We start from the raw sequence: 22,094 nt of genomic DNA on the forward strand, positions 1-22,094 counted from the left end.
TGTGACCCTGGGCCGGATGCGGATTCTCGATGCGAAACCGGTCAACCTCGACGGTTTCAGCGTCACCAACCCCGATCTGGGCTTGGCCGCGATGCGCAGCCCCAACGATCCGGAGCCGTCGCTGGTGGTCCGTGACGGTGAGGTCGTGGAGTTGGACGGCAAGGCCGCTGCTGACTTCGACGTGATCGACGAATTCATCGCCCGCTACGGGCTGGATCTCGCCGTGGCCGCCGAGGCGATGGCGTGTCCCGACGTCACGCTCGCGCGGATGGCCGTCGACCCCGGGGTGCCCCGCGCGGAGGTGGTCCGGCTGATCGGCGGCACCACCCCCGCCAAGCTGGCGCGGGTGATAGCGGTGATGACGCCCGTCGAGATGCAGATGGCGATGGCCAAGATGCGCGCTCGCCGCACGCCGAGCAACCAGGCGCACGTCACCAATCAACTCGACGACCCACTGTTGATCGCCGCCGATGCGGCCAGCGCGGTGGCCTACGGTTTCCGCGAGGTCGAGACGACGGTTCCGGTGCTCGGCGACGCGCCGTCGAATGCCGTTGCGCTGCTGATCGGTTCGCAGGTGGGGACACCCGGCGCGATGGCGCAGTGCTCCATCGAGGAAGCGCTGGAGCTGCGGCTGGGGCTGCGCGGGCTGACCAGCTACGCCGAGACCATCTCCATCTACGGCACCGAGCAGGTGTTCGTCGACGGCGACGACACCCCGTTCTCCAAGGCGATCCTCACGAGTGCTTACGCGTCGCGCGGGTTGAAGATGCGGGTGACGAGCGGTGGCGGTGCCGAGGTGCTCATGGGAGCGGCGGAGAAGTGCTCGATCCTCTATCTGGAATCGCGGTGCGTGTCGCTGGCCCGCGCGCTGGGCTCCCAAGGGGTGCAGAACGGCGGCATCGACGGGGTCGGGGTGGTGGCCTCGGTGCCTGAGGGCATGAAGGAGTTGCTTGCCGAGAACCTCATGGTGATGATGCGCGACCTGGAATCGTGTGCGGGCAACGACAACCTGATCTCCGAGTCCGACATCCGCCGCAGCGCCCACACGCTGCCGGTGCTGCTGGCCGGGGCAGACTTCATCTTCTCCGGGTTCGGTTCGATCCCGCGCTATGACAACGCGTTCGCACTGTCCAATTTCAACTCCGACGACATGGACGATTTCCTTGTCCTGCAACGTGACTGGGGTGCCGACGGCGGGCTGCGGACGGTGTCTGCCGAGCATCTGGCCCGGGTGCGACGCCGCGCGGCGCGCGCTGTGCAGGCGGTGTACCGCGATCTCGGTCTGGCCGACTTCGATGACAGCCACATCGATGAGGTGGTGGCCGCCAACGGATCCCGCGATCTGCCGCCGGGTGACCCGAAGGCCGTCGCCGAGGCGGCGGCCGCCATCGAGGCCAAGCAACTCACGGTGTTCGACGTGGTCGCGTCGCTGCACCGCACCGGCTTCGCCGAGGAAGCCGAGGCCATCATGCGGCTGACGCGAGAACGCCTGCAGGGCGACCAGTTACAGACCTCGGCGATCTTCGACGACCAGTTCCGGGTGCTGTCGAAGATCACCGACCCCAACGACTACGCGGGCCCGGGCACCGGGTACACCCTGAGCGAGGAGCGCCGTGCCGAGATCGACGACATCCGCCAGCAACGCAGCGCCGCAGAGTTGACCGCCGATCAGGCCGAACACGCCGGGCACATCGTCGTCACCGACGTCGAACCGGCGCGCCAAGGCCGTGACCCCCGTGAGGTGTGCATCGGCTTGTCCCCGGCGTTGGGTCGCAGTGTCTGGCTGACGCTGTGCGGGCTGACCATCGGTGAGGTGATCCGGCAGATCTCCGCGGGGCTCGAGGAAGAGGGATGCGTGCCGCGGTTCGTCCGCGTGCGCTCGACCATCGATGTCGGGCTGATCGGGCTGACGGCCGCCAAACTGTCCGGGTCGGGTATCGGAATCGGGTTGCAGGGCAAGGGGACTGCGCTGATCCACCGTCGTGATCTGGCGCCGCTGGCCAACCTGGAGCTGTTCAGCGTGGCGCCGCTGCTGACCGCCCGCAATTACCGTGAACTCGGCCGCAACGCGGCCCGGCACGCCAAAGGCATGGCCCCCATCCCTATCCTCACCGGGGGCACCGACGAGTCCATATCAGCGCGCTACCACGCACGCGCGGTGGCGCTCGTCGCGCTGGAGCGTGAGGCCAGTGAACCGGGCCAAGGCCCCGTGACGGTAAAGGTGACGCGAGCATGAGCGAGAAGTTCACCGTCGCCGCTGCCATCGACGGCAAGCTGGAGCTGTCGGATCTGCGAATGGACCCGGCCGTGCTGGACCATCAGGCCGCGGTTGCCGAGCAGGACGGCAACCCGCAGCTCGCCGAGAACTTCCGGCGCGCAGCCGAATTGGCCACCATCGACGATGAAGAGGTGATGGCGCTGTACGAGGCGCTGCGGCCATACCGGTCTACGGCCGCCGAACTCGATGCGTTGCAGGCCTCGCTGGCCGCGCGGGGCGCTGCGCGTTGCGCCGAACTGGTGCGCCAGGCCGCCGTGGTCTACGCCCGCCGGGGTCTGCTGCGGTGATCGTCGCGGGTATCGATATCGGCAACCACACCACCGAGATCGTGTTGGCCCGCGCCGAAGACGGCGTCGTGACGCCTGTCGGACACGGGCAGGCACCGACCCGGGGCCGCAAGGGATCCCGGGATTCGCTCGACGGGGCGGCGGCCCTGCTGCACCGGATCGAGGTCGACGCGGGGGCGTCTGCACAGGTGCTCGTGCTGTCGGCGATCCGCCCCGTGGACACCGACACCGCGCCGCTGCCACCCCCGTCGTCGCCGCGTTCGCCGGTGCGCAGCCTGCGCAAGCCGGACGCCAGCACGCCGGCCGGCAGCGGATTCGCCGTTGGCCGCCACGTCCCGCTGGCCGCGTTGTCCGGCCCTGCCACGGCGGACCAGGTCATCGTGTCCGTCGACGGTGACACCGATTTCGAGGTCGCAGCCGCCGCGATCACCGCGGCGCTCGCGGCCGGCTGGTCGGTGACCGGCGTGATCGCCGCCCAAGACGACGCGGTGCTGATCGGCAACCGCATCCCGATCGACATCCCGGTCGTCGACGAGGTCGACGTCGCCGGCCTTGCGCCAGGAGCGTTGGTCGCCGTGGAGGTGGTGCCGGAGGGGCGGGCCTATCGAGCGCTCGCCGATCCGATCGCGCTGTGCGCAGCCCTGGAACTCGAGCATGAGCAACTGCCCGACATCGCCGAATTCACCCGCGAACTCGCCGACGCCCCCGCGATCGCGGTCACCCGACGCACCGCGCCGCCCGAACCGCCCGCCGTCGACGACGACTACGTCGAATTCACCGTCGACGGCACACCTGTCCGCTACTCGCCCGCGCAGGCCCACAGCATCCTGCGGCGTGACCCGCCCGGAGATCCGCTGCGGATCCGGCTGCGCTCGATCCCCACCGCCGATCACGAAATCACCGTCGACGACGCCTTTTTCACCGATCTTTCGGCGTTGGACAATGGCGCGTGGCTGCGCCGCGGGGTCGCCGACGCCCGCGGGACGGTTGTGGCACTGCTGGCCGCCGATCACGTCGCCGACGCGGCCGCCACCCTGCAGGAGCTGACGGGGCGCCCGGCGTACACCATCGCCAGCGAGCCGGAAGCCGCGGCGCGCGGGGCACGGACGACGCCCGGGCTGCCGCCGGACTCGGTGGTGTGCGATATCGGCGGCGGCACCATCGATCTGGTCGGCGTCGACCGGACCGTCACCGCGGCAGGCGCGGGGGAGACCATAACCGTCGCCGTGGCCCGGATGCTCAACATTCCGCGGGCCCTGGCCGAGCGGGTGAAGCGCACCCCGGCTCTGCGCGTCGAGGGGCCGCATGTCGCGCACGAAGAAGACGGCAGGCGGGTGTTCCTCGACAACCCGGCTCCCGCCGATGCCATCGGGCGGTTGTGCACCCGCGGCAGTGCCGGTCTGGTGCCGTTCTCGAACAAGCTGGCGGCCGAGGAGTGGCGCAGCCTGCGCCTGGCGATCAAGCAGGAGACGGTCGCCGCGAACATCGCACGCTGCCTCACCGCATTCGAAAAACCGCCGACGGCACTGGTTTTGGCCGGCGGCGGTGCACTCGATGACGAATTGTTGCGGACTGTGGGCGAATCCCTGCGCGCGGTACCGGTGGTGGTGGGCCGAGCCAATATCGACGGGATACACGGTCCGCGGTTCGCGGTGGCGTCAGGTCTGGTGCATCTGTACGCCACCGCGTCGCGAGGCTGACGGGCATCTTCAGAACGGCAGATCCACGTTGTTGGTGGTGGTGTTGGCCTCGTCGTGGTTGGAATCGATGTAGCCCAACCGGTACGGGACGTCGGGGCTGGTGCCGTAGGGGACCAGCGGGCTGGCACCGCTGGCGGTGTTCGTGGTCTGGGTGTCGGCGGCAGCGATGGGGGCCAGAGCGACAGTTCCGCCGATCGCGGCGGCGGCCAGGGCGGCGGCGGCGAACTTCATCGGGTTCTTCATGATGCTCTCCTGAGTGCTGGTGGTTCGCCTGTGTTGGCGATGACTAAATCCTGTCTCTCCAGCACGTCGGTGTCGTCGCTGCTGACACCCAACCCGGGGTGCCGAATACCGCCATTCCTGCGGTAGTGCTAGCCGGTATTGGCCAGCGCCGGGCGCAGGAATTCGCCGGTGAGTGTGACGGCCGGGGCCGACGAATCGCCACCGACGATCAGCGTCGCGAAGGCGATATCGCCGACGATGCCGGCGAACCAACCGTGCGAGTGGGTGTTGTCGCCGAACTCAGCCGTGCCGGTCTTGCCGCCGAGGTCGGGGATGTCGCGGAGTTCGGCCGCGGTGCCGTCGGTCACCGTCTGGCGCATCATCGCACGCAGCGCGTCAACCACGTTGGGCGACAACGGAACCGATGGCTTGTCGGCCGTGGTCTTCTCGCCGTCGACGAGGGTCGGCATGATCGTCGAACCATGCGCCAGGCTGGCCTCGGCGACTGCGAGCCCGAACGGGCTGACCGTCACGGTGCCCTGCCCGATGCCGTTTTCGACGCGCTGCGCGGCGGTGTCGGCGTTGGGCACCTTCCCGGTGACCGTCGTGAGGCCGGGCACTGTGAAGTCCACACCGATGCCGAAATCACGTGCGGTGTTGGTCAGCGCGTCGGCGGGCAGCTTGTCGGCCAGCGCGGCCATGCTCGTGTTGCAGGAGTGTGCGAACGCCGAACTCAACGGCACCGTCCCCAGATCGAAGTTGTCCTCGTTGGGGATCGTGCGGTTCTCGATGGTGACCTGCCCCGGACAGGCGACCGGGGTCTGCGGTGTCACGAGATTGGCTTTGAGGGCGGCCGCGGTGGTGATCGTCTTGAATGTCGAACCAGGCGGGTAGAGACCGGAAAACACGATCGCCCCTTGCGGATCGGCGGCCGCGTTCTGCGCCGCGGCCAGGATGCCGCCCGTCGAAGTCGACATTGCGATCAGCACGGCGGGGCGGGATTCGCGCGTGACGGCCTGCTGGGCGAGCAACTGCAGCCGCATGTCGAGCGAGGTCTTCACCGGGTCGGTCGGGGCTGGCGGAGTGGAGATCAAGCGTTGTGCCGGAGCGCCTTTGGCGTCGACAAGATAGACCGACCACCCTGCGGACCGGGTGATGCGGTCGTGCCAGATCTGCTCAAGGCCACCGATCGCGGGGGAGTCCAGTTCCCGGTTGGCCGTGAGCAACTGGCCCTGTTCGACGACCGTGACGCCGGGGATCGGCGTGAGCTGATCGCGGACCTTGCCGAGATCGTCTTCGCGCAACTTGATGACGGTGACGCGGTCGTCCTGGGTTCCGTTGAGTTGTGCGGCAATGGAATCCGGTGTGGTGGTGGGGTCGAACTGGTTGAGCAGGCCTGCCAGGGCGGCGGCCGATTCCGGATGGGCGCGGTCCAGGTTGATGACTCCGACCGTCTGCCACGTCATCAACGGCTGACCGGTCCGGTCGAGCACGGCTGTCTGCAGCTCACTGTCCTGGCTGTACTGAAGGCTCAGGCCGTCTTTCAGGTCGGGATGCAGCACGGTGGGGGACCAGGTGATGCGCCAGTTGTCGCCGGACTTGGCGGCCGAACCCGTGGCGCCGTAGGCGAAGTCGTGACCCTCGCCCCAGGACCACTGGTACTTCAGCGTGAAACCGTTCTCCTGGCCGTCGGTGGGAGACGAGCCGACGGCCAGCTTGGCCTGATCGCCCATGCCGTTGAACATCGCGGTGATGGTCTTTTCCGCCGTTGCCGGATCACTGGTCTGTTCGGCGGCAGCGTGCGCATCCTTGCGCTGCAGGGCATCTGCGAACGAGGCGAAGACGTCGGCAGGTTTGGGTGCCGACGAGCAACTGACGATGCCCAGCAGCAGAGCGAGCACTGCGAGCACGATCGGGATGCGACCGCTCATGCCGGCACCATCGCGCGGACCTGCTCGGCCAGGGCCGCGCCGAGGTCATGGTTGTTGGACTCGGTGAAGTGAATACCGTCGACCCCGTCGGTGCTGATCACAGAGCCTGCGTCGAAGAACGGGATCTTCATGAACGACGCGAGAGCGCTGTAGACGTTGGCGAGCTCGGCCGACTTGCGTTGTCCACCTTCGAAGATCAGCTGGAACCACGGGTGCGGCATGGGCGCGAGCGGCGGCGGTGCGACCACCAGCACCTGCGGAGCGGGATAGCTCGTGCCCACTCCACCGGCGCTGGTCAACACCTGCGTCGCCAGCACCGACATGCCCAGCGCGATGTCCAGCGGCTCGCGCCGGAAGTAGGCCTTGGTGTCGTTGGTGCCCAGCATGATGATCACCAGGTCCAGCGGTAGGTGCGCCGCCAGGCAGGACGGCAGATACGCGGCGCCGTTGAGACGCGGGTCGGTCGGATCGTCGAGGTTGGTGGTGCGGGCGCTGAGCCCCTCTTCGATCACCTCGTAGTCCGCGCCGAGCCGGTCGGCCAACACGCCGGTCCAGCGGACGTGGCGGGCGAAGCGCTCCGTGGGTGCGCCGTCCGCGACGGGTACCCAGCCCCAGGTCAGTGAGTCACCGAAACACAGAATTCGCTTGGTCGCCATGGGCCAAGCACATCACATCCCACCGGGTTCGAGTGTGAGCCCGGGCCGCTCGGCACGCCGATCAGCGGCCGGGCCCACACACGTGCACCGTAGTCAGGGGCAGGTGATCTCCACTTCGTAGGGCTTGGTGATGGCTCCTGCCGTCGGGTTGGCCATGTCCATCCCGGTGGCGTTGCCCTTGATCGTGTAGGTGTTTCCGTCCTTGGTGGCATCGGCGCTGCCGCCGGGCACCCCGGGCGTGTAGCCGAGCGACACCCCGTCGATGTTGCCCAGCGCCAGGGCGGTGACCGTCGGCGGATCACCGGGCGTGAGAGTGGCGCTCACGCCCGTCGGCGCCTGCCCGATGGTGAGGCTGACGGTGTTCGCGACCGTCGCGCACACCACCGAACCCTGGACCTGATGGTCCTTACCGTCGATGGTGACCTTGGCGGTGCCCGTCCCGGTGCTGGCGGTAACGTTGCCTCCCGGAGCCGACACGGTGGCGGTCTGCGTAGCCGTCGCCGCCGAACCACCCGATTCCGATTTCTTCTCGCTCGACGAACAGCCCGACAAACCGGCGATGATGACCGCCGCGCCCCCGACGGCTACTACGAACCCACGTTTCACCACTGTTCTCCTCCAGGTATGCGGCCCGTCGACGATGGCGGACCATACCTGTGCAGTATGGAGTGACGTGTCGGCGGCGGCGAGGGATTGGACGAATTGTCGGGCCCGGCAGCGGAAACGGCCGTAAGTTCAGCACCATGCAGACCTTGCGCACGCCCGATGAGCGGTTTCGCGATCTCCCTGAATTCCCGTATGTACCAAGCTATTCCGAGATCTCAGACGATGACGGGGGCGTGTTGCGGGTGGCGTGGATCGATGAGGGTCCGCCCGACGCCGACCCCGTGCTGTTGTTGCATGGGGAACCATCCTGGTCATTTCTGTACCGTCGGATGATCCCGGTCCTCACCGCTGCCGGGCGCCGGGTGATCTGCCCCGACCTGGTGGGCTTCGGCCGTTCGGACAAACCGGCCCGCATCGAGGATCACAGCTACGCCCGGCATGTGGAGTGGATGCGGGCGCTGGCGTTCGACGTGCTGGACCTGAGCCCGGCAACGCTGGTGGGGCAGGACTGGGGCGGCCTGATCGGGTTGCGGCTGGCCGCCGAGCATCCGGATCGGTTCGCGCGCATCGTCGTTGCCAACACCGGTTTGCCGACGGGCGACATCCCGATGCCCGAGATCTGGTGGCAGTTCCGCACCGCGATCCAGAATGTGCCGACCATCGACGTGGGCCGGTTCGTCGCGTCCGGGTGTCGTCGCCCGGTCGGTGATGCGGTCCGCGCCGCCTACGACGCCCCGTTCCCCGACGACACCTACTGTGCCGGGCCGCGCGCGATGCCGGGGCTCGTGCCCACCACACCCGACGATCCAGCCGCGGCCGCCAACCGATCAGCGTGGAAAGTGCTGGCGGCCAGTGAAACCCCGATGCTCGTCGCGTTCAGTGACAGTGATCCGATCACGGGTGCGATGGCAGGGATCTTCCGCCGCGAGATGCGTGGTGCCCAGGGCATCGAGCACCCCGTCATCGCCAACGCCGGCCATTTCCTGCGAGAGGATGCGGGCGAGGAGCTCGCCGCGGCGATCGTCGACTTCCTCGGGGACAAGGTCCCTTTTTCGGCAGAGTTGAGGTTGGAGTCAGCGTGGGGCCGCAGGCGCCGCAACCAGGCTGGAACTGAGCCCGGCACCGATGCCGAGCGCCACGGCGAAGGTCCCGGAACCGGTTGCCGACACCTGCCTCAGGGGCAGGTGACCGCGATGTCGAACGGTGTGTCGACCGGAGGCTCGTTGCTCGCGGAGTTGGAGCCCATGCCGCTGCCGGTCACGGTGTAGTTCTTGCCGTCGCGGGTCGCGACCACGGGCGTGCCGGACACGCCTCCGACGTAGGCCAGTGCCGGTCCATCAGAACCGATTTCGCCGATGCTCACCGACTTCACCGTCGGCGCGTCACCGTCGGTGAGCTCGATGGTGGTGTGCAGGTGACCCTCGATGTTGATAGTGGTCTGCCCGTCCTTGGTCTCGCACCCGACGCCGGTGAACGGTCCGGCGTCGTTGGTGCCGAAGGTCACCCGGGCCTGATTGGGCTGCACGGGCGACACCGGAGGCAGTGTCGAAGTCGACGGCTCCTCGCTCGACGCCTTCGGGCCGGGCGCCTGGGAGCCGCCCGGCGAACTCGAATTCTGCGATGAACACCCGACGATCCCTACCAGCAACGTCGCGGCTCCGGCGGCGATGACGAATCCGTGCTTCACGACAAACGAGTATGGTCGCGTCCGCCCCCATGACGGAAATCGGGCGGGCATCCGGTTGAATACCTGCTGTGGGCGAGCCGTACTTCACCGTCGAAGCCGAACTGCCCGGCCGGCTGGGTCGGGTGGGGGTGATCCACACCCCGCACGGGGACATCCACACCCCGGCGTTCATCGCCGTCGGCACCGCGGCCACCGTCAAATCGGTGCTGCCCGAGACCATGAAACAGCTTGGTGCACAGGCTATCCTGGCCAACGCCTACCATCTGTACCTGCAGCCCGGCCCGGAGATCGTCGCCGAGGCCGGCGGGCTCGGCGCCTTCATGAACTGGCCCGGCCCCACGTTCACCGACAGCGGGGGCTTTCAGGTGATGTCGCTGGGAGTGGGGTTCAAGAAGGTGCTGGCGATGGACACGTCGCGGCTGCAGACCGACGACATCATCGCCAAAGGCAAGGAACGGCTCGCGGTGGTCGACGAGGACGGTGTGACGTTCCGGTCGCATCTGGACGGCTCGAAGCACCGGTTCACCCCTGAGGTCTCGATCGGTATCCAGCACCAGCTCGGCGCCGACATCATCTTCGCGTTCGACGAGCTGACCACGCTCGTCAACACCCGTGGCTACCAGGAACGTTCGGTGCAGCGCACGCATGAGTGGGCGGTGCGGTGCCTGGCCGAACATCAACGGCTGCAGTCCTCGACGCCCGAGCGGCCGCGGCAGGCGCTGTTCGGCGTGGTCCAGGGTGCGCAGTACGAGGACCTGCGCAGGCAAGCCGCCAGTGGGCTGGCCGGGATCCGCACCACGGACGGGCACGGCTTCGACGGCTACGGCATCGGCGGAGCGCTGGAGAAGCAAAACCTGGCGACCATCGTCGGCTGGGTCAGCAGCGAGCTGCCCGCCGACAAGCCGCGGCACCTGCTGGGCATCAGCGAACCCGACGACCTGTTCGACGCGGTCGCGGCCGGGGCGGACACCTTCGACTGCGTGTCGCCGTCGCGGGTGGCGCGCAACGCGGCGGTGTACTCGGCGACCGGGCGGTTCAACATCACCGGCGCGCGGTACAAGCGGGACTTCACCCCGATCGACGCGGAATGCGACTGCTACACCTGCGCCAACTACTCGCGCGCGTATATCCGGCACCTGTTCAAGGCCAAGGAGATGCTGTCGGCGACGCTGTGCACGATCCACAACGAGCGGTTCGTGATCCGGCTGGTCGACCAGATCCGGGCGGCGATCGTCGCCGGTGAGTTCGACGAGCTGCGCGCGCACGTCTTGGGGCGGTACTACGGGGCGCCCGTGCGTTGACCTGCCGCTTCTTCAACGCGTGCACAATAAGTAGATGACGACCGCTGCCGAAGATCAGTCGCTACTGCTGCAGCTGCTCGACCCGGCCAACCGGGCCGACCCGTACCCGTCGTATCGGCGGATCCGCGAGCGCGGCCCGTTGCAGCTACCCGAGTCCAATGTCGCGGTGTTCTCCACCTTCGCCGAGTGTGACGCGGTGCTTCGGCATCCCGCGTCGTGCAGTGATCGGATGAAATCCACTGTGGCGCAACGTCATATGGCTCAACGCGGAGTCCAGGACCGCGGCGCGACCAGCTTCCTGTTCCTTGACGCGCCCGACCACACGCGGCTGCGCGGCCTGGTCAGCAAGGCGTTCGTGCCCAAGGTGGTCAACGCGCTCGAACCCGACATCCGGGCCCTGGTGGACGGGCTGCTGGACCGGGCCGCCGACGGCTCCTTCGATGCCATCGCCGACCTGGCCTACCCGCTGCCGGTCGCGGTGATCTGCCGGCTGCTGGGTGTGCCGATCGAGGACGAGCCCAAGTTCCGTGATGCGTCGGCCCTGCTGGCTCAGGCCCTCGATCCGTTCCTGGCGATGACGGGCGAGGCGTCCGAGCTGTTCGACCAGCAGATGGCTGCCGGTCGATGGCTCGCGGACTACCTTCGCGACCTGATCGCGCAGCGTCGGCGCCGGTCAGGCGACGACCTGATGTCGGCGCTGATCCAGGTGGAGGAATCCGGTGATCAACTCACCGAGGACGAGATCATCGCCACCTGCGATCTGCTGCTCATCGCCGGCCACGAGACCACCGTCAACCTGATCGCCAACGCGATCCTGGCGATGCTGCGGCACCTGCAGCAGTGGGCGGCCCTCGGCAACGACGCCGGGCGGGTGTCGAGCGTGATCGAAGAGACCATGCGCTACGACCCGCCCGTGCAGCTGGTATCGCGAATCGCCGGTGAGGACATGGCAATCGGCGACGTCGAGGTCCCCAAAGGCGACACCATGCTGCTGCTGGTGGCCGCGGCACACCGCGACCCGACCGTGTTCGACCGCGCCGACGAATTCGACCCCGATCGTGGGGCCATCCGCCATCTCGGGTTCGGCAGGGGGCCACACTTCTGCCTGGGTGCGCCGCTGGCCCGGCTGGAGGCCTCGGTGGCGTTGTCGGCGATCACCGCGCGGTTTCCGCAGGCTCGCCTGGCAGCTGACCCGGTGTACAAGCCGAACCTCACCTTGCGCGGGATGTCTTCCCTGTTCGTCGCTCCCTGATCTCGCCGAGCGTGCGGGTCTGCTCCCAGCCACGCCGTGTTTCGCCGGCAGTTCGCGCACGGTCGGCGCCGGTGAGCAGTATCGCGACTACGATCGCCCCGGCGGTGACGGCTGCGGTTGCCGGCCAGCCCAGCCACCCGACGGCCGTGGCTCCGAAAGCGGTGCCCAGGCTGCCGCCCACGAAGTACACCACCATGTAAGCGCTGTTGAACCGTGCCGGCGCGGCGGGGTCGATGGCCAGAACCGTGCTCTGATTGGCCACTTGGGCGGCGAACAACCCGGCGTCGAAGACAGCGAGACCGACGAGCGTGGCCACCGGATGCGAAAGGCACACAGCCAGCGCGGCTGCGCCGGTCGCGGCGACGCCCAGACCAACCCTCATGACTCGTCGTGCGCCGACACGGTCAGTCCACACACCTGCTATGCGGGTGGCGACAATGCCCAGTAGACCGGCAAGGGCGTATAGGCCGATCCGTTCGGGTGAATAGGAGTACGGCGGCTGCGCCAGCGCGACCGCGAGGCCGGCCCACACCGCGCAGAACGCGAAGAACCACAGCGCTCCCCGCACCGCAGCGATGCGCAACGTCGGGTATCGCAGGTACAGGCCGGGCATTCCGCGGAGCGTCTCGAGGTATCCGTCCGTGGCCGAACCCGCTGCGGAGGGCACGGCCCGTAAGGCGACGAGTGCGGCGACGACGCATGCGCCTGCGAATGCGAGCAAGCCGCCCCGCCATCCCGCCACTTCCGTCAGCCATCCGCCGGCGATTCGGCCACCGATGATCCCGGCCGAGATACCTGCCGTCACAATTCCCAGCGCGGTTGCCCGACCGCCTTCGGGGACAAACCGCGCGGTTGCCGAGCTCAACTGCGCGCCGACGGTCGAACAAGCACCGATCACACCGATGGTGAGTGCCAGCATCCACAGCGTGCCCGCGGCGGCGTTGGCTGCCAAGGCCACGGCCAGCGCGGAGAACTGTGAGGCGAGAACGTGATTCGGTGGAAATCGGTCGACCAGCGGTACCAGCATCGCCAGCCCCATCAGGTAGCCGACGGGACCGCACGCCAGTGCGATACCGACTTGGGCAACCGAGATGCCAAGACTGTCAGCAACATCGGATACCGCCGGTTGGAGCGGGTAGCTGGTGGCAGTGCCGAGGGCGGCGGCAACTGCCATGAACCACACGGTGATTCGGCGCATTTCTGGCTGCGGTGTCATGCCCGTGACGTTATGGGCGCCCACGTCGAGGTGCTGGCGGAAATCCGACCACGCAGTGCGGTGCGGCCATCGAGCGAGCCTGTGCTGCGGCCAAGGTGGTGCGCCTGGCACCGCCCCCGGCTACAGCGGGTTGAGGATCCGCTGCAGGAACTGGCGCGTGCGGTCCTCTTTCGGGTCGCCGATCACCGCCGCGGGCGGCCCCTGTTCCAGGATCACGCCGCCGTCGGTGAACAGCACCTGATCGGAAACCTGCCGGGCGAACTGGATTTCGTGGGTGACGATGACCAGGGTCCAGCCTTCGACGGCGAGATCGCGGATGACTGAGAGCACTTCGCCCACCAGCTCGGGATCCAGCGCCGAAGTCGGCTCGTCGAACAGCACGACCTTGGGCTTGAGCGCCAGTGCGCGGGCGATGCCGACGCGCTGCTGCTGGCCGCCGGAGAGTTGATACGGGTACTGGTCGCGCTTGTCGGCCAGACCCACCTGGCTGAGCAGCTCGGCTGCCTCGGCCTCCACCTCGTCGCGGGGCCGTTTCTGTGCGACCAACGGACCCTCGGTGATGTTCTGCAGCACGGTCTTGTGCGGAAAGAGGTTGTGCGACTGGAAGACGAAACCGCTCTGCGCCCGGTATTTGCGCAGCTGGTCCTTGGGCACCGGGTTGGCGAAGTCCAGTTCGACGTCGCCGACCTTGATGACGCCCGCGTCCGGCACGTCGAGCGCATTGAGCGCGCGCAGCAGCGTGGTCTTGCCCGATCCTGACGGGCCGATGACGGTCGTCGCGCTGCCGCGGGGCACCGTGAACGACAGTCCTTTGAGGACTTCGTTGTCGCCGAACGCTTTTCGGACGCCTTCGGCAGTGATCCGATTCTCGGTCATCGCGCCACGTACCTTTCCAGTCGGTGTTCCAGGCGACTCTGGCCGAACGACAGCACCAGGCAGATCACCCAGTAGTACACCGCCGCCGTGCCGTACAGGGCGAAGAATTCGAATGTCGGTGCGGCGATGATCTGAGCCTGCCTCAGCAGCTCGGTGACCAGGATGGTCGAGGCCAGAGACGTGTCTTTGACCAGCGAGATCAACGTGTTCGACAGCGGCGGCACCGCGACCCGCGCCGCCTGCGGCAGGATGATGCGCCGCAGCGTGCCGGCATAGCTCAGACCGATGGTCTCGGCTGCCTCCCACTGTCCCTTGGGGATGCTCTGGATCGCCGAGCGGATGATCTCCGCCGCGTAGCCACCGACGTTGAGGGAGAACGCGATCACCGCGGCCGGGAACGGGTCGATCTTCACCCCGAACTCCGGTAGCGCGAAGAACACGATGAACAACTGCACGAGCAGCGGCGTTCCACGGATGATCGAGATGTAGAACCGAGCGACGTTGCTGAGCACCACATTCGACGACAGCCGGGCCAACGCCACCGCCAGGGCGATCACCAATCCGATGGCGAAGCTGATGACGGTCAGCGGAATCGTCTTGGTGATGGCCGCTTTCGCCAACGGCCACAGATTGTCGGCGATGAGCTGCCAGGTTGACCGCGGCGCCTTCGGTCCCTCGCCGGCCTGCGGTCCTCCGGATGCGTTGGCCTTGAGGTACTTCTGCGAGATCGAGGCCAGGGTCCCGTCGGCACGCAGCTCGTCGAGCGCCTTGTTCAGCTCGGGCAGCAGGCCGCTGTTCTTGCGGGCGGCGAAGCCCTGCTCGCTTTTCTCGCCCACGGTGCCTGCGATGCGGACCGATTTGTCGTTGGTTTCGGCCAGGTACGCATAGACCGCGATGCTGTCGTTGACCACGACGTCGACGCGGCCCTGGTTGAGCAACGCGATGGCCTGCGTGAAACCTTCGACCGTCTCGACCCGCGCGCCGGCCTTGCGGGCCACGTCCGACCAGTTGCTGGTGGCGTTCTCGGCAGCCACCTTGCCTTTGAGGTCGGCCAGCGAGTTGATCGAATGGTTGTCGGCGCGCGTGACGATGACGCCTTCACCGACCGAATACGGTTCGGACAGGTCGTACTTCGCCTGGCGCTCGGGGGTGATGGTGACCTCGTTGCCCACCACGTCGAATCGGTTGGCCTCCAACGCGGCAAAGATCGAATCCCAGGGGGTCTCCACGAATTCGACGCGGACCCCGAGCTTTTCGGCCACCGCACGGGCCACGTCGACGTCGTAGCCGGTGAGTTGGCCGGTGGTCGGATCGTGGTAACTGAACGGGCTGTACACGCCTTCGGTGCCGACGCGCAGCACCCCGGCGGACTTCACCGGGTCGGTGGTGTTGTTCGCGGACGGTCCGCACGCCGCGGTCAGCAGCGCGAGGATCAGCAGCAGCCCGAGCAGCGGCATTCGAAGGTAGCGCACTGCCGGAAGCTAACAGGAATCGGCGCCGTGCCGAAGGGTTCTGCTCAGTTGGCTTGGTATATCCACGGATGTCGCGGCAGCGCTGCCGGGTCGAACTCGGCCAGCATGCCCTGCACGGTGGTGGCCGTATATCCCAGCGACGCGCTGATTTCTGCCAGGGCCCGGTCGACGCCGATCTCGCCGAGGGTCACCGCGCCGTCGCGTTTGGCCAGCCGGGCACCGTCCTCGTTGAGTACCAGCGGCACGTGGGCATACGTCGGTTCGGGGTAGCCCAGCAGCCGGGCCAGGTAGGCCTGCCGTGGCGCGGAACTCAGCAGATCGTCACCGCGCACCACCTGGTCGATGCCGCTCGCGGCGTCATCGACCACCACGGAGAGGTTGTAGGCGGTGACCCCGTCGCCGCGGCGTACGACGAAATCGTCGACGATGCCGGTGTAGGAGCCGTGCACGAGGTCGGTGACGGTTCCGACGAACGTGTCGGTGCGCAGCCGCAAGGCCGGTGGACGGCCGGTTTCGGCGCGCCGGGCTTGGCGTTCGGCATCGGTCAGGTCCCGGCAGGTGCCCGGGTAGGCACCCTGCGGCGCGTGCGGGGCCTGCGGCGCTTGGGCAATATCCCTTCTGCTGCAATAACATTCGTAGAGTCGGCCGTCGTCGCGCAGCGCATCGATGACCGCGTCGTACCGCTCGCGGTGTCCCGTCTGCCATTCGACTGGGCCGTCCCACGTCAATCCGATGGCCGCCAGATCGTCGACCTGGCGGTGTCCGATCTCGCTGAACGTGCGGTCGTCGAGATCCTCGACCCGCAGCAGGAACCGGCGTCCCGTCGACCGCGCGAACAACCACGCCAGCACGGCGGTACGCAGATTGCCGATGTGCAGATCGGCCGACGGGCTCGGTGCAAACCGTCCGGCGGGGTCGAGGCTCACGCCCGCAATCTAGCTAACGGCGCTCCCACGGCGGCGCTTCGCCCATCTTCTTGTAGTACTTCGCCAGGTGGCTCTTCACGCGGTCGACGTCGTCCTTCGGGATGTCGATACCGCCCCGTGCGCCGTCCATGATCCCGCCGGCGGCCATCACACCCCGCGGGACGGCTTCGAGCTTGCCGCCGACCACGTCGGCGATCAGCAGCTTGTAGGCCGTGAAGTTATTCTTGGCGTCCTTGTCGTACCAGACGTGCGCGTCGCGGTATTTCGCGTTGGGTTCGTCCTGCGCGTCGGCCCACTTGCGGACTCGTTTGTCGGCGGCGTCGCCGTCCCATTCGCGGTCCCGGTCGGCGAGCGGCAGATCCTGAAATGCTGTCACAGACATGCAGGTGGCATGCCCGATGACCGCGGGCCGTAAACGGGGTCGCTAGCGTCGGAGCATGACTGAGCGACGCATCAGCGGTGGGACAGTCCGAGTCGAGGAACACGACGGCGTCGTGCGGGCCCGCGGCATCCCATACGGCCGCGCGACACGGTTCCAGCCCGCGCAGCCGGCGTCATGGTCACGGGTGCACGACGCCACACGACGGGGCGCGGCGTGCCCGCAGCCGCCGTCACGGCTCGCGTGGGTGACAGGGTCGGTGCTCGACGGGCTGTCGACGAGCGAAGACTGCCTGGTCGTCACCGTCACCGCACCCGCGGACGCCGACGGTCTGCCGGTCATGGTGTGGTTCCACGGCGGCGCATATGTCTCGGGCAGCGGCGAATCACCCAAGTACGACGCAGGCAGGCTGGTCCGTGACGGCGACGTGGTCGTGGTCAACGTCAGCTACCGGCTGGGCATCTTCGGCTACCTCGCACCGGCCGGGGCGCAGGCCGAGGACAACCTCGGCCTGCGCGACCAGATCCTGGCGTTGCGGTGGGTACGCGACAACATCGCGGTGTTCGGTGGCGACCCGGCCAACGTGACGGCGTTCGGCCAGTCGGCAGGCGGGGATTCTGTGTGGTCGCTGATGCTGGCCCGCGAGGCGGAAGGACTGTTCCACCGGGCCATTGTGCAGAGCGCCCCGTTGGGGCTCCGCACGCGAGGAGGACAAGATTGGCTCCGCACGCGAGGAGGACAAGATTGGCTCCGCGGGGATCGCGATGCCCTGGCCCAGGCCATGGCGGAAGCCATGGCCACGGCGCTGGGCGGGGCCAGCCCCGCTGCCGCGACAATTGAGCAGCTGCTGGCGGCCGAAGCCGAGGCGATCACCGCGGCCCAAGCGTTCGGCCAGCTCAGCGGTATGCCGTTCGCGCCGCTCCTCGGTCGTCGGCCCCTGCCCGACGCGGCCGACGTGCCCGGTCGCCTGGCCGACGCCGCCGGGCGTGTCGAGCTGCTCGTCGGCTACACGCGCGACGATGCGGCGCCGTTCGTGACGACCTTCGGCCAAGCCATCGACGTCGCCTCGACCGAGGCATTGACCAAATTGTTTTTCGCTGCACCCGCCGAGCAGCTCGCCGAAACCTGGACGCGGCACGGCGGCCGCGCCGCGTCCTACCGCTTCGACTGGGCTCCCGCGCACGCCCCGGTCGGCGCGTGCCACTGCATGGAGTTGCCCTTCTTGTTCGGGTCGACGCAGGTTTGGGCCGACGCGGAGATGCTGGGCCCGGACCGGGTGATCGACGAGGCGTTGGGACGTGAACTACGGACCCGCTGGGCCCAGTTCGCGCATCGCGGCGTCGAATCCCTCCCCGCCGGGCCGCTGGTGTTCGGTTAGCTTGGGCGCACCCTCCGCGATTGTGAATCCTCTGCGAGATTCAGCGCCCTTTTTCGCACCAGCTTCACGCTCGCGGCGCGCGCAACCCCGGCACGATGTCGCTCAGCTGGAACGTCACCGGCTGATCCAGCTGCGCGTACGTGCATGACCGTGGATCCCGGTCGGGCCGCCACCGGTTGAACTGCGCAGTGTGCCGGAACCGTCGTCCTTCCATGTGGTCGTAACGCACCTCGACGACACGCTCGGGTCGCAGCGGCACGAACGACAGATCCTTGCCCGCGTTCCAGCGTGAACCCCCGTAGCGGCGCAGTGCCTCGGCGTCCACATGCGCGGCCCAGTTCCATGGGTGGCCCTCGAAATCGGTGACCAGAGGCTGCAATTCGTTGAACAGCTCACGGCGTTTGGCCATCGGGAAAGCCCCGATGACGCCGACAGACGCCAGCGAGCCGTCGTCGTCATACAGGCCGAGCAGCAGCGAGCCGATCGCGTCGGGTCCCGACTTGTGCAGGCGGTAGCCCGCCACCACACAGTCAGCGGTGCGCTGGTGCTTGACCTTGAACATCACCCGTTTGTCCGGTTGGTAGGCGAGGTCAAGTGGTTTGGCCACCACGCCGTCCAGCCCGGCGCCCTCGAACTCGGCGAACCACCGTTGCGCGGTCGGCAGGTCGGTGGTCGCCGGGGTCAGGTGGATCGACGGTCCGCATTCGGCCAGGGCGTCGACCAGGGCGGCGCGCCGATCGGTGAACGGGCGCCCGGTGTAGTCCTCATCGCCGAGGGCGAGCAGATCGAAGGCGATGAACACAGCCGGGGTCTGCTCGGCCAGCAGACGCACCCGGCTCGCGGCCGGGTGCAACCGCAGTTGCAACGCTTCGAAGTCCAGACCGTTGCCGGTGGGCAGGACGATCTCCCCGTCGATCACACACCGCCGAGGCAGTTCGGCTGTCGCGGCTGCGACCAGTTCCGGGAAATACCGCGTGAGCGGGCGTTCGTTGCGGCTACCCCACTCGACCTCGTCCCCGTCGCGGAAGCAGATCGACCGGAAGCCGTCCCACTTCGGTTCGTACGACATGCCTGCGGGGATCTCGGCCAGCGATTTCGAGAGCATCGGGGAGACCGGAGGCATGACGGGCAGCTGCATTGCTTCATTGTCGATGACATTGCCCGGGTTCCCGGGTCTACGTGAGTATGGAACCTGTGGACCTACCTGTGATGCCGCCGCTTGAACCCATGTTGGCCAAGGCTCAGGTGAAAGTTCCCGATGACCCCGAGGTCTGGTCGTACGAACCGAAGTGGGACGGCTTCCGGGCGCTGGTCTTTCGTGACGGCGACGACGTGACGCTGCAGTCCCGTAGCGGCAAGGACCTCGGCCGGTACTTTCCCGAGCTGCTCGACGCGCTGCGCGACGAGCTCGTCGACCGGTGTGTGCTCGACGGCGAAGTGGTCGTGCCGCGCGAGATCAGTGCGGACACGAGGAGCAATACGGCAGCCAGTCGCATCCGGCTCGATTGGGAGTCGTTGTCGCAGCGCATCCACCCCGCCGAATCCCGGATCCGCATGCTCGCCGAGCAGACGCCCGCGCACTTCATCGGTTTCGACGCGCTCGCGACGAGTGAGAAGTCATTGCTCGACGAGTCGTTCCGGATCCGGCGCGAAGCCCTCATCGATGCCGTCACCGAAAAACAGTGGTGTCACGTCACCCGCACCACCGAGGATCCCGCCGTGGGTACCGAATGGCTCAAGACCTTCGAGGGTGCCGGGCTCGACGGTGTGATCGCCAAGCGGCTCGACGGGCTCTACCTGCCCGGCAAGCGGGAGATGGTCAAGGTCAAACATCACCGCGACGCCGACTGCGTGGCCATCGGCTATCGCATCCACAAGAGCGGCGAAGGCGTCGGGTCGATCCTGCTGGGCTTGTACGGCGACGACGGCGAGCTCCAAATGGTCGGTGGCGCAGCGTCGTTCACCGCCAAAGACCGGCTGAAGCTGCTGGCCGACCTGGAACCGCTGCGCGAGGGCGACGAAGTGCGGGAAGGTGATCCGAGCCGGTGGAACTCGGCGGCGGACAAGCGCTGGATTCCGGTGCGCCCCGAACGGGTATGTGAGGTGGCGTATGACCAGATGGAGGGAAACACCATGCACGCACAGAGGTTTCGGCACGCGGTGAAATTCCTCCGGTGGCGGCCTGACCGGGAACCGGCCAGCTGCACGTTCGACCAGCTCGACGTGCCGCTCAGTTACGACCTTTACGACGTCCTGGAGAAGAGCGGGGCGAGCGAAGCGACGGGGGGATAATTGAGATGGCAACGGCCGCAACCGAACTCGACGTCGACGGCATCAAGGTCCGGTTCACCAACCCGGACAAGGTGTACTTCCCGAAGCTGGGCAAGGACGGCACCAAGGGCAAGCTGATGGATTACTACCTGTCCGTCGCGGACCGCATGGTGGCCCTGCTCAAAGACCGCCCCACGCATCTGCAGCGGTTTCCCGACGGCATCGAGGGCGAGGAGATCTATCAGAAGCGGGTGCCGCAGAAGCATCCCGACTATCTGCAGACGTGCCGCGTCACCTTCCCGTCCGGCCGCACCGCCGACGCTCTGAAGGTCACGCATCCGGCCGCCATCGCCTGGGCCGCCCAGATGGGCACCGTGACACTGCATCCGTGGCAGGTGCGCTGCCCCGACACCGAGCATCCCGACGAGCTGCGCATCGACCTGGACCCGCAACCGGGCACCGGCTTCAAAGAAGCCAGGACCATCGCGTGCGATGTGCTCAAGCCGCTGCTCGACGAGCTCGGCCTGGTCGGCTACCCGAAGACTTCGGGCGGCCGTGGTGTGCACGTGTTCCTGCGGATCAAGACCGACTGGGATTTCATCGAAGTGCGCCGGGCCGGGATCGCGTTGGCGCGGGAAGTGGAACGTCGCGCACCCGATGCGGTGACCACGTCGTGGTGGAAGGAAGAGCGGGGCGAGCGGTTGTTCATCGACTACAACCAGAACGCCCGCGACCGCACCTTCGCGTCGGCGTACTCGGCCCGCAAGACCCCGATCGCGACGGTGTCCACACCGCTGAGCTGGGCCGAGCTGCGCGACGCCGACCCCGATGACTACACCATCGCGACTGTGCCGGATTTCCTTGCCGGACGCGATGATCCGTGGGCCGGGATCGACGACGACAAGCAATCCCTGCAACCTTTGCTGGATATGGTCGCCGCCGACGAGGAGCGTGGCCTCGGGGATCTGCCATACCCGCCGAGTTACCCGAAGATGCCGGGCGAGCCGCCGCGGGTGCAGCCGAGCAAGAAGGTGGCCGCGCACTGGGACGAGGACGGCAACCGCCGCGAGTAGATTGGGCGGCCTACCTCGTGAGCATCAAGTCGAGGAACCGCTCCTGGCGGTCGGAGTCGGTCAGCTGTGCCGTCGAGTCGACGAGATGCAGCATGCCGATGCCCGCGGCGAAGGTGGACTCGGCGCGCAGTTGCGCCTCCTCGGCGCTGAACCCGTAATCCTGGTACGCCTTGCCCACTGCGTGCAGCACCCGCACGTCAGCGGCCCGCACGTTGGCCGCGGCCACCTCGTCGGAGCGTGCCCACTCCCGCATGGCGCGCTCCAACGTCCAGTGCTGTGGGCTCAGAAGCGCTGACATCATCTTCGACAACCGCTCGCGCGGCGGCAGGTTCTCCAGCTGGGCCAGCGAGCGGCGGTCGTTCTCCAGGAACGTGTTCCAGGACGCCACCAGCGCCGAGCGGTAGCCGTCCATATCGGTGAAGTGCCAGTAGAAGCTGCCGCGTGTCGCTCCGACCTGTTGGCAGAGGCGCTCGATCTTCAGCGCCCGCATCCCGTCGGCGGCCAGCAGGGCGTAGCCGGCCTGCAGCCAGTCGTCGGCGGTCAAGGTGCCGGGTGTGCCCTTGCGTGCACCTGCCATGGCAAT

At 67.6% G+C, this 22,094-nt stretch carries 20 protein-coding genes and 1 pseudogene; 9 read left to right on the forward strand and 12 right to left on the reverse strand.

Annotated features, from left to right (window positions below):
* Window positions 1–16 precede the first annotated feature (16 nt).
* Genes A5784_RS10755 through A5784_RS10765 form a run of 3 tightly spaced genes read left to right on the forward strand, consistent with a single transcriptional unit; the run spans window position 17 to window position 4,265 of the window.
* Window positions 17–2,236, forward strand: coding sequence for a propanediol/glycerol family dehydratase large subunit (locus A5784_RS10755; RefSeq protein WP_064944922.1), 2,220 nt, complete (start codon window positions 17–19; stop codon window positions 2,234–2,236).
* Window positions 2,233–2,565 carry a diol dehydratase small subunit gene (locus tag A5784_RS10760; protein ID WP_064944893.1) on the forward strand — a complete coding sequence of 111 codons (333 nt, stop codon included), beginning with the start codon at window positions 2,233–2,235 and terminating at the stop codon, window positions 2,563–2,565. The genes A5784_RS10755 and A5784_RS10760 overlap by 4 nt, the downstream gene beginning before the upstream one ends.
* Complete coding sequence (locus A5784_RS10765; protein ID WP_064944923.1) at window positions 2,565–4,265, forward strand: diol dehydratase reactivase ATPase-like domain-containing protein; 1,701 nt, start codon at window positions 2,565–2,567, stop codon at window positions 4,263–4,265. The genes A5784_RS10760 and A5784_RS10765 overlap by 1 nt, the downstream gene beginning before the upstream one ends.
* Before the next feature lie 9 nt (window positions 4,266–4,274).
* Here the strand turns inward: A5784_RS10765 and A5784_RS10770 are convergent, their stop codons facing one another.
* The 4 genes from A5784_RS10770 to A5784_RS10785 all read right to left on the reverse strand — a co-directional run bounded on the left by A5784_RS10770 (window position 4,275) and on the right by A5784_RS10785 (window position 7,680).
* Window positions 4,275–4,508 carry a hypothetical protein gene (locus A5784_RS10770; RefSeq protein WP_064944894.1) on the reverse strand — a complete coding sequence of 78 codons (234 nt, stop codon included), beginning with the start codon at window positions 4,506–4,508 and terminating at the stop codon, window positions 4,275–4,277.
* A gap of 128 nt (window positions 4,509–4,636) precedes the next feature.
* A complete protein-coding gene (locus A5784_RS10775; protein WP_064944895.1) occupies window positions 4,637–6,418 on the reverse strand; it encodes a penicillin-binding transpeptidase domain-containing protein in 1,782 nt (593 codons plus the stop codon).
* Window positions 6,415–7,074 (reverse strand): SGNH/GDSL hydrolase family protein, encoded by a 660-nt coding sequence (locus A5784_RS10780; protein ID WP_064944896.1) that lies wholly within the window; start codon window positions 7,072–7,074, stop codon window positions 6,415–6,417. Before A5784_RS10780 ends, A5784_RS10775 begins: the two co-directional genes overlap by 4 nt.
* Before the next feature lie 93 nt (window positions 7,075–7,167).
* Window positions 7,168–7,680 (reverse strand): lipoprotein LpqH, encoded by a 513-nt coding sequence (locus A5784_RS10785; RefSeq protein ID WP_064944924.1) that lies wholly within the window; start codon window positions 7,678–7,680, stop codon window positions 7,168–7,170.
* A 137-nt stretch (window positions 7,681–7,817) separates the two neighbouring features.
* Between A5784_RS10785 and A5784_RS10790 the strand changes: the two are divergent.
* Window positions 7,818–8,714: pseudogene (locus A5784_RS10790) on the forward strand (haloalkane dehalogenase); the annotation flags it as partial.
* A gap of 140 nt (window positions 8,715–8,854) precedes the next feature.
* Here the strand turns inward: A5784_RS10790 and A5784_RS37475 are convergent.
* Window positions 8,855–9,367: a lipoprotein LpqH gene (locus tag A5784_RS37475; RefSeq protein ID WP_156750494.1), complete on the reverse strand. Its 513-nt coding sequence runs from the start codon at window positions 9,365–9,367 to the stop codon at window positions 8,855–8,857.
* A gap of 68 nt (window positions 9,368–9,435) precedes the next feature.
* Here A5784_RS37475 and tgt point away from each other — a divergent pair, with 68 nt between their 5' ends.
* Window positions 9,436–10,668: a tRNA guanosine(34) transglycosylase Tgt gene (tgt, locus tag A5784_RS10795; RefSeq protein WP_064944897.1), complete on the forward strand. Its 1,233-nt coding sequence runs from the start codon at window positions 9,436–9,438 to the stop codon at window positions 10,666–10,668.
* Window positions 10,669–10,702: 34 nt separating this feature from the next.
* Window positions 10,703–11,920, forward strand: a complete 1,218-nt coding sequence (locus A5784_RS10800; protein WP_064944898.1) for a cytochrome P450 — start codon at window positions 10,703–10,705, stop codon at window positions 11,918–11,920.
* Here the strand turns inward: A5784_RS10800 and A5784_RS10805 are convergent.
* The 5 genes from A5784_RS10805 to A5784_RS10825 all read right to left on the reverse strand — a co-directional run bounded on the left by A5784_RS10805 (window position 11,880) and on the right by A5784_RS10825 (window position 16,792).
* On the reverse strand, window positions 11,880–13,136 hold the full coding sequence (locus A5784_RS10805) for an MFS transporter (protein ID WP_232006005.1): 1,257 nt from the start codon (window positions 13,134–13,136) through the stop codon (window positions 11,880–11,882). The two genes, A5784_RS10800 and A5784_RS10805, sit on opposite strands and share 41 nt — an antisense overlap.
* Before the next feature lie 120 nt (window positions 13,137–13,256).
* Entirely contained in the window at window positions 13,257–14,012 is a 756-nt protein-coding gene (locus tag A5784_RS10810; protein WP_064944899.1) for an amino acid ABC transporter ATP-binding protein, read from the reverse strand.
* A complete protein-coding gene (locus tag A5784_RS37480) occupies window positions 14,009–15,469 on the reverse strand; it encodes an ABC transporter permease subunit (RefSeq protein ID WP_082944758.1) in 1,461 nt (486 codons plus the stop codon). The genes A5784_RS10810 and A5784_RS37480 overlap by 4 nt, the downstream gene beginning before the upstream one ends.
* 59 nt (window positions 15,470–15,528) lie before the next feature.
* On the reverse strand, window positions 15,529–16,410 hold the full coding sequence (gene gluQRS, locus A5784_RS10820; protein ID WP_064944900.1) for a tRNA glutamyl-Q(34) synthetase GluQRS: 882 nt from the start codon (window positions 16,408–16,410) through the stop codon (window positions 15,529–15,531).
* A gap of 13 nt (window positions 16,411–16,423) precedes the next feature.
* A complete protein-coding gene (locus tag A5784_RS10825; protein WP_064944901.1) occupies window positions 16,424–16,792 on the reverse strand; it encodes a hypothetical protein in 369 nt (122 codons plus the stop codon).
* 55 nt (window positions 16,793–16,847) lie between these two features.
* Between A5784_RS10825 and A5784_RS10830 the strand changes: the two genes are divergently transcribed.
* Entirely contained in the window at window positions 16,848–18,167 is a 1,320-nt protein-coding gene (locus A5784_RS10830) for a carboxylesterase family protein (protein ID WP_064944902.1), read from the forward strand.
* Between the two features lie 64 nt (window positions 18,168–18,231).
* On the opposite strand, the gene A5784_RS10835 is transcribed toward A5784_RS10830, so the two are convergent.
* Window positions 18,232–19,305, reverse strand: coding sequence for an ATP-dependent DNA ligase (locus A5784_RS10835; RefSeq protein WP_064944903.1), 1,074 nt, complete (start codon window positions 19,303–19,305; stop codon window positions 18,232–18,234).
* 47 nt (window positions 19,306–19,352) lie between these two features.
* Here A5784_RS10835 and A5784_RS10840 point away from each other — a divergent pair, with 47 nt between their 5' ends.
* Together A5784_RS10840 and ligD are read left to right on the forward strand one after the other, a co-directional pair.
* Window positions 19,353–20,459 (forward strand): ATP-dependent DNA ligase, encoded by a 1,107-nt coding sequence (locus tag A5784_RS10840; protein ID WP_064944904.1) that lies wholly within the window; start codon window positions 19,353–19,355, stop codon window positions 20,457–20,459.
* A 5-nt stretch (window positions 20,460–20,464) separates the two neighbouring features.
* Window positions 20,465–21,511 (forward strand): non-homologous end-joining DNA ligase, encoded by a 1,047-nt coding sequence (gene ligD / locus A5784_RS10845; protein WP_064944905.1) that lies wholly within the window; start codon window positions 20,465–20,467, stop codon window positions 21,509–21,511.
* A 10-nt stretch (window positions 21,512–21,521) separates the two neighbouring features.
* Here the strand turns inward: ligD and A5784_RS10850 are convergent, their stop codons facing one another.
* On the reverse strand, window positions 21,522–22,088 hold the full coding sequence (locus A5784_RS10850) for a TetR/AcrR family transcriptional regulator (RefSeq protein WP_064944906.1): 567 nt from the start codon (window positions 22,086–22,088) through the stop codon (window positions 21,522–21,524).
* Window positions 22,089–22,094 lie beyond the last annotated feature (6 nt).

Origin of the sequence: Mycobacterium sp. 852013-50091_SCH5140682 (genome assembly GCF_001665685.1) — a bacterium.
In the GTDB taxonomy this organism is placed as follows: Bacteria; Actinomycetota; Actinomycetes; order Mycobacteriales; family Mycobacteriaceae; genus Mycobacterium.

Bases quoted from the DNA above. Each gene is read 5' to 3' on its own strand.
- A5784_RS10755 (WP_064944922.1), top strand. From the start codon at position 17: ATGCGGATTCTCGATGCGAAACCGGTCAACCTCGACGGTTTCAGCGTC.
- A5784_RS10760 (WP_064944893.1), top strand. From the start codon at position 2,233: ATGAGCGAGAAGTTCACCGTCGCCGCTGCCATCGACGGCAAGCTGGAG.
- A5784_RS10770 (WP_064944894.1), bottom strand. From the start codon at position 4,508: ATGAAGAACCCGATGAAGTTCGCCGCCGCCGCCCTGGCCGCCGCCGCG.
- A5784_RS10775 (WP_064944895.1), bottom strand. From the start codon at position 6,418: ATGAGCGGTCGCATCCCGATCGTGCTCGCAGTGCTCGCTCTGCTGCTG.
- A5784_RS10780 (WP_064944896.1), bottom strand. From the start codon at position 7,074: ATGGCGACCAAGCGAATTCTGTGTTTCGGTGACTCACTGACCTGGGGC.
- A5784_RS10800 (WP_064944898.1), top strand. From the start codon at position 10,703: ATGACGACCGCTGCCGAAGATCAGTCGCTACTGCTGCAGCTGCTCGAC.
- A5784_RS10805 (WP_232006005.1), bottom strand. From the start codon at position 13,136: ATGACACCGCAGCCAGAAATGCGCCGAATCACCGTGTGGTTCATGGCA.
- A5784_RS10810 (WP_064944899.1), bottom strand. From the start codon at position 14,012: ATGACCGAGAATCGGATCACTGCCGAAGGCGTCCGAAAAGCGTTCGGC.
- A5784_RS37480 (WP_082944758.1), bottom strand. From the start codon at position 15,469: ATGCCGCTGCTCGGGCTGCTGCTGATCCTCGCGCTGCTGACCGCGGCG.
- A5784_RS10825 (WP_064944901.1), bottom strand. From the start codon at position 16,792: ATGTCTGTGACAGCATTTCAGGATCTGCCGCTCGCCGACCGGGACCGC.
- A5784_RS10830 (WP_064944902.1), top strand. From the start codon at position 16,848: ATGACTGAGCGACGCATCAGCGGTGGGACAGTCCGAGTCGAGGAACAC.
- A5784_RS10835 (WP_064944903.1), bottom strand. From the start codon at position 19,305: ATGCAGCTGCCCGTCATGCCTCCGGTCTCCCCGATGCTCTCGAAATCG.
- A5784_RS10840 (WP_064944904.1), top strand. From the start codon at position 19,353: ATGGAACCTGTGGACCTACCTGTGATGCCGCCGCTTGAACCCATGTTG.
- ligD (WP_064944905.1), top strand. From the start codon at position 20,465: ATGGCAACGGCCGCAACCGAACTCGACGTCGACGGCATCAAGGTCCGG.
- A5784_RS10850 (WP_064944906.1), bottom strand. From the start codon at position 22,088: ATGGCAGGTGCACGCAAGGGCACACCCGGCACCTTGACCGCCGACGAC.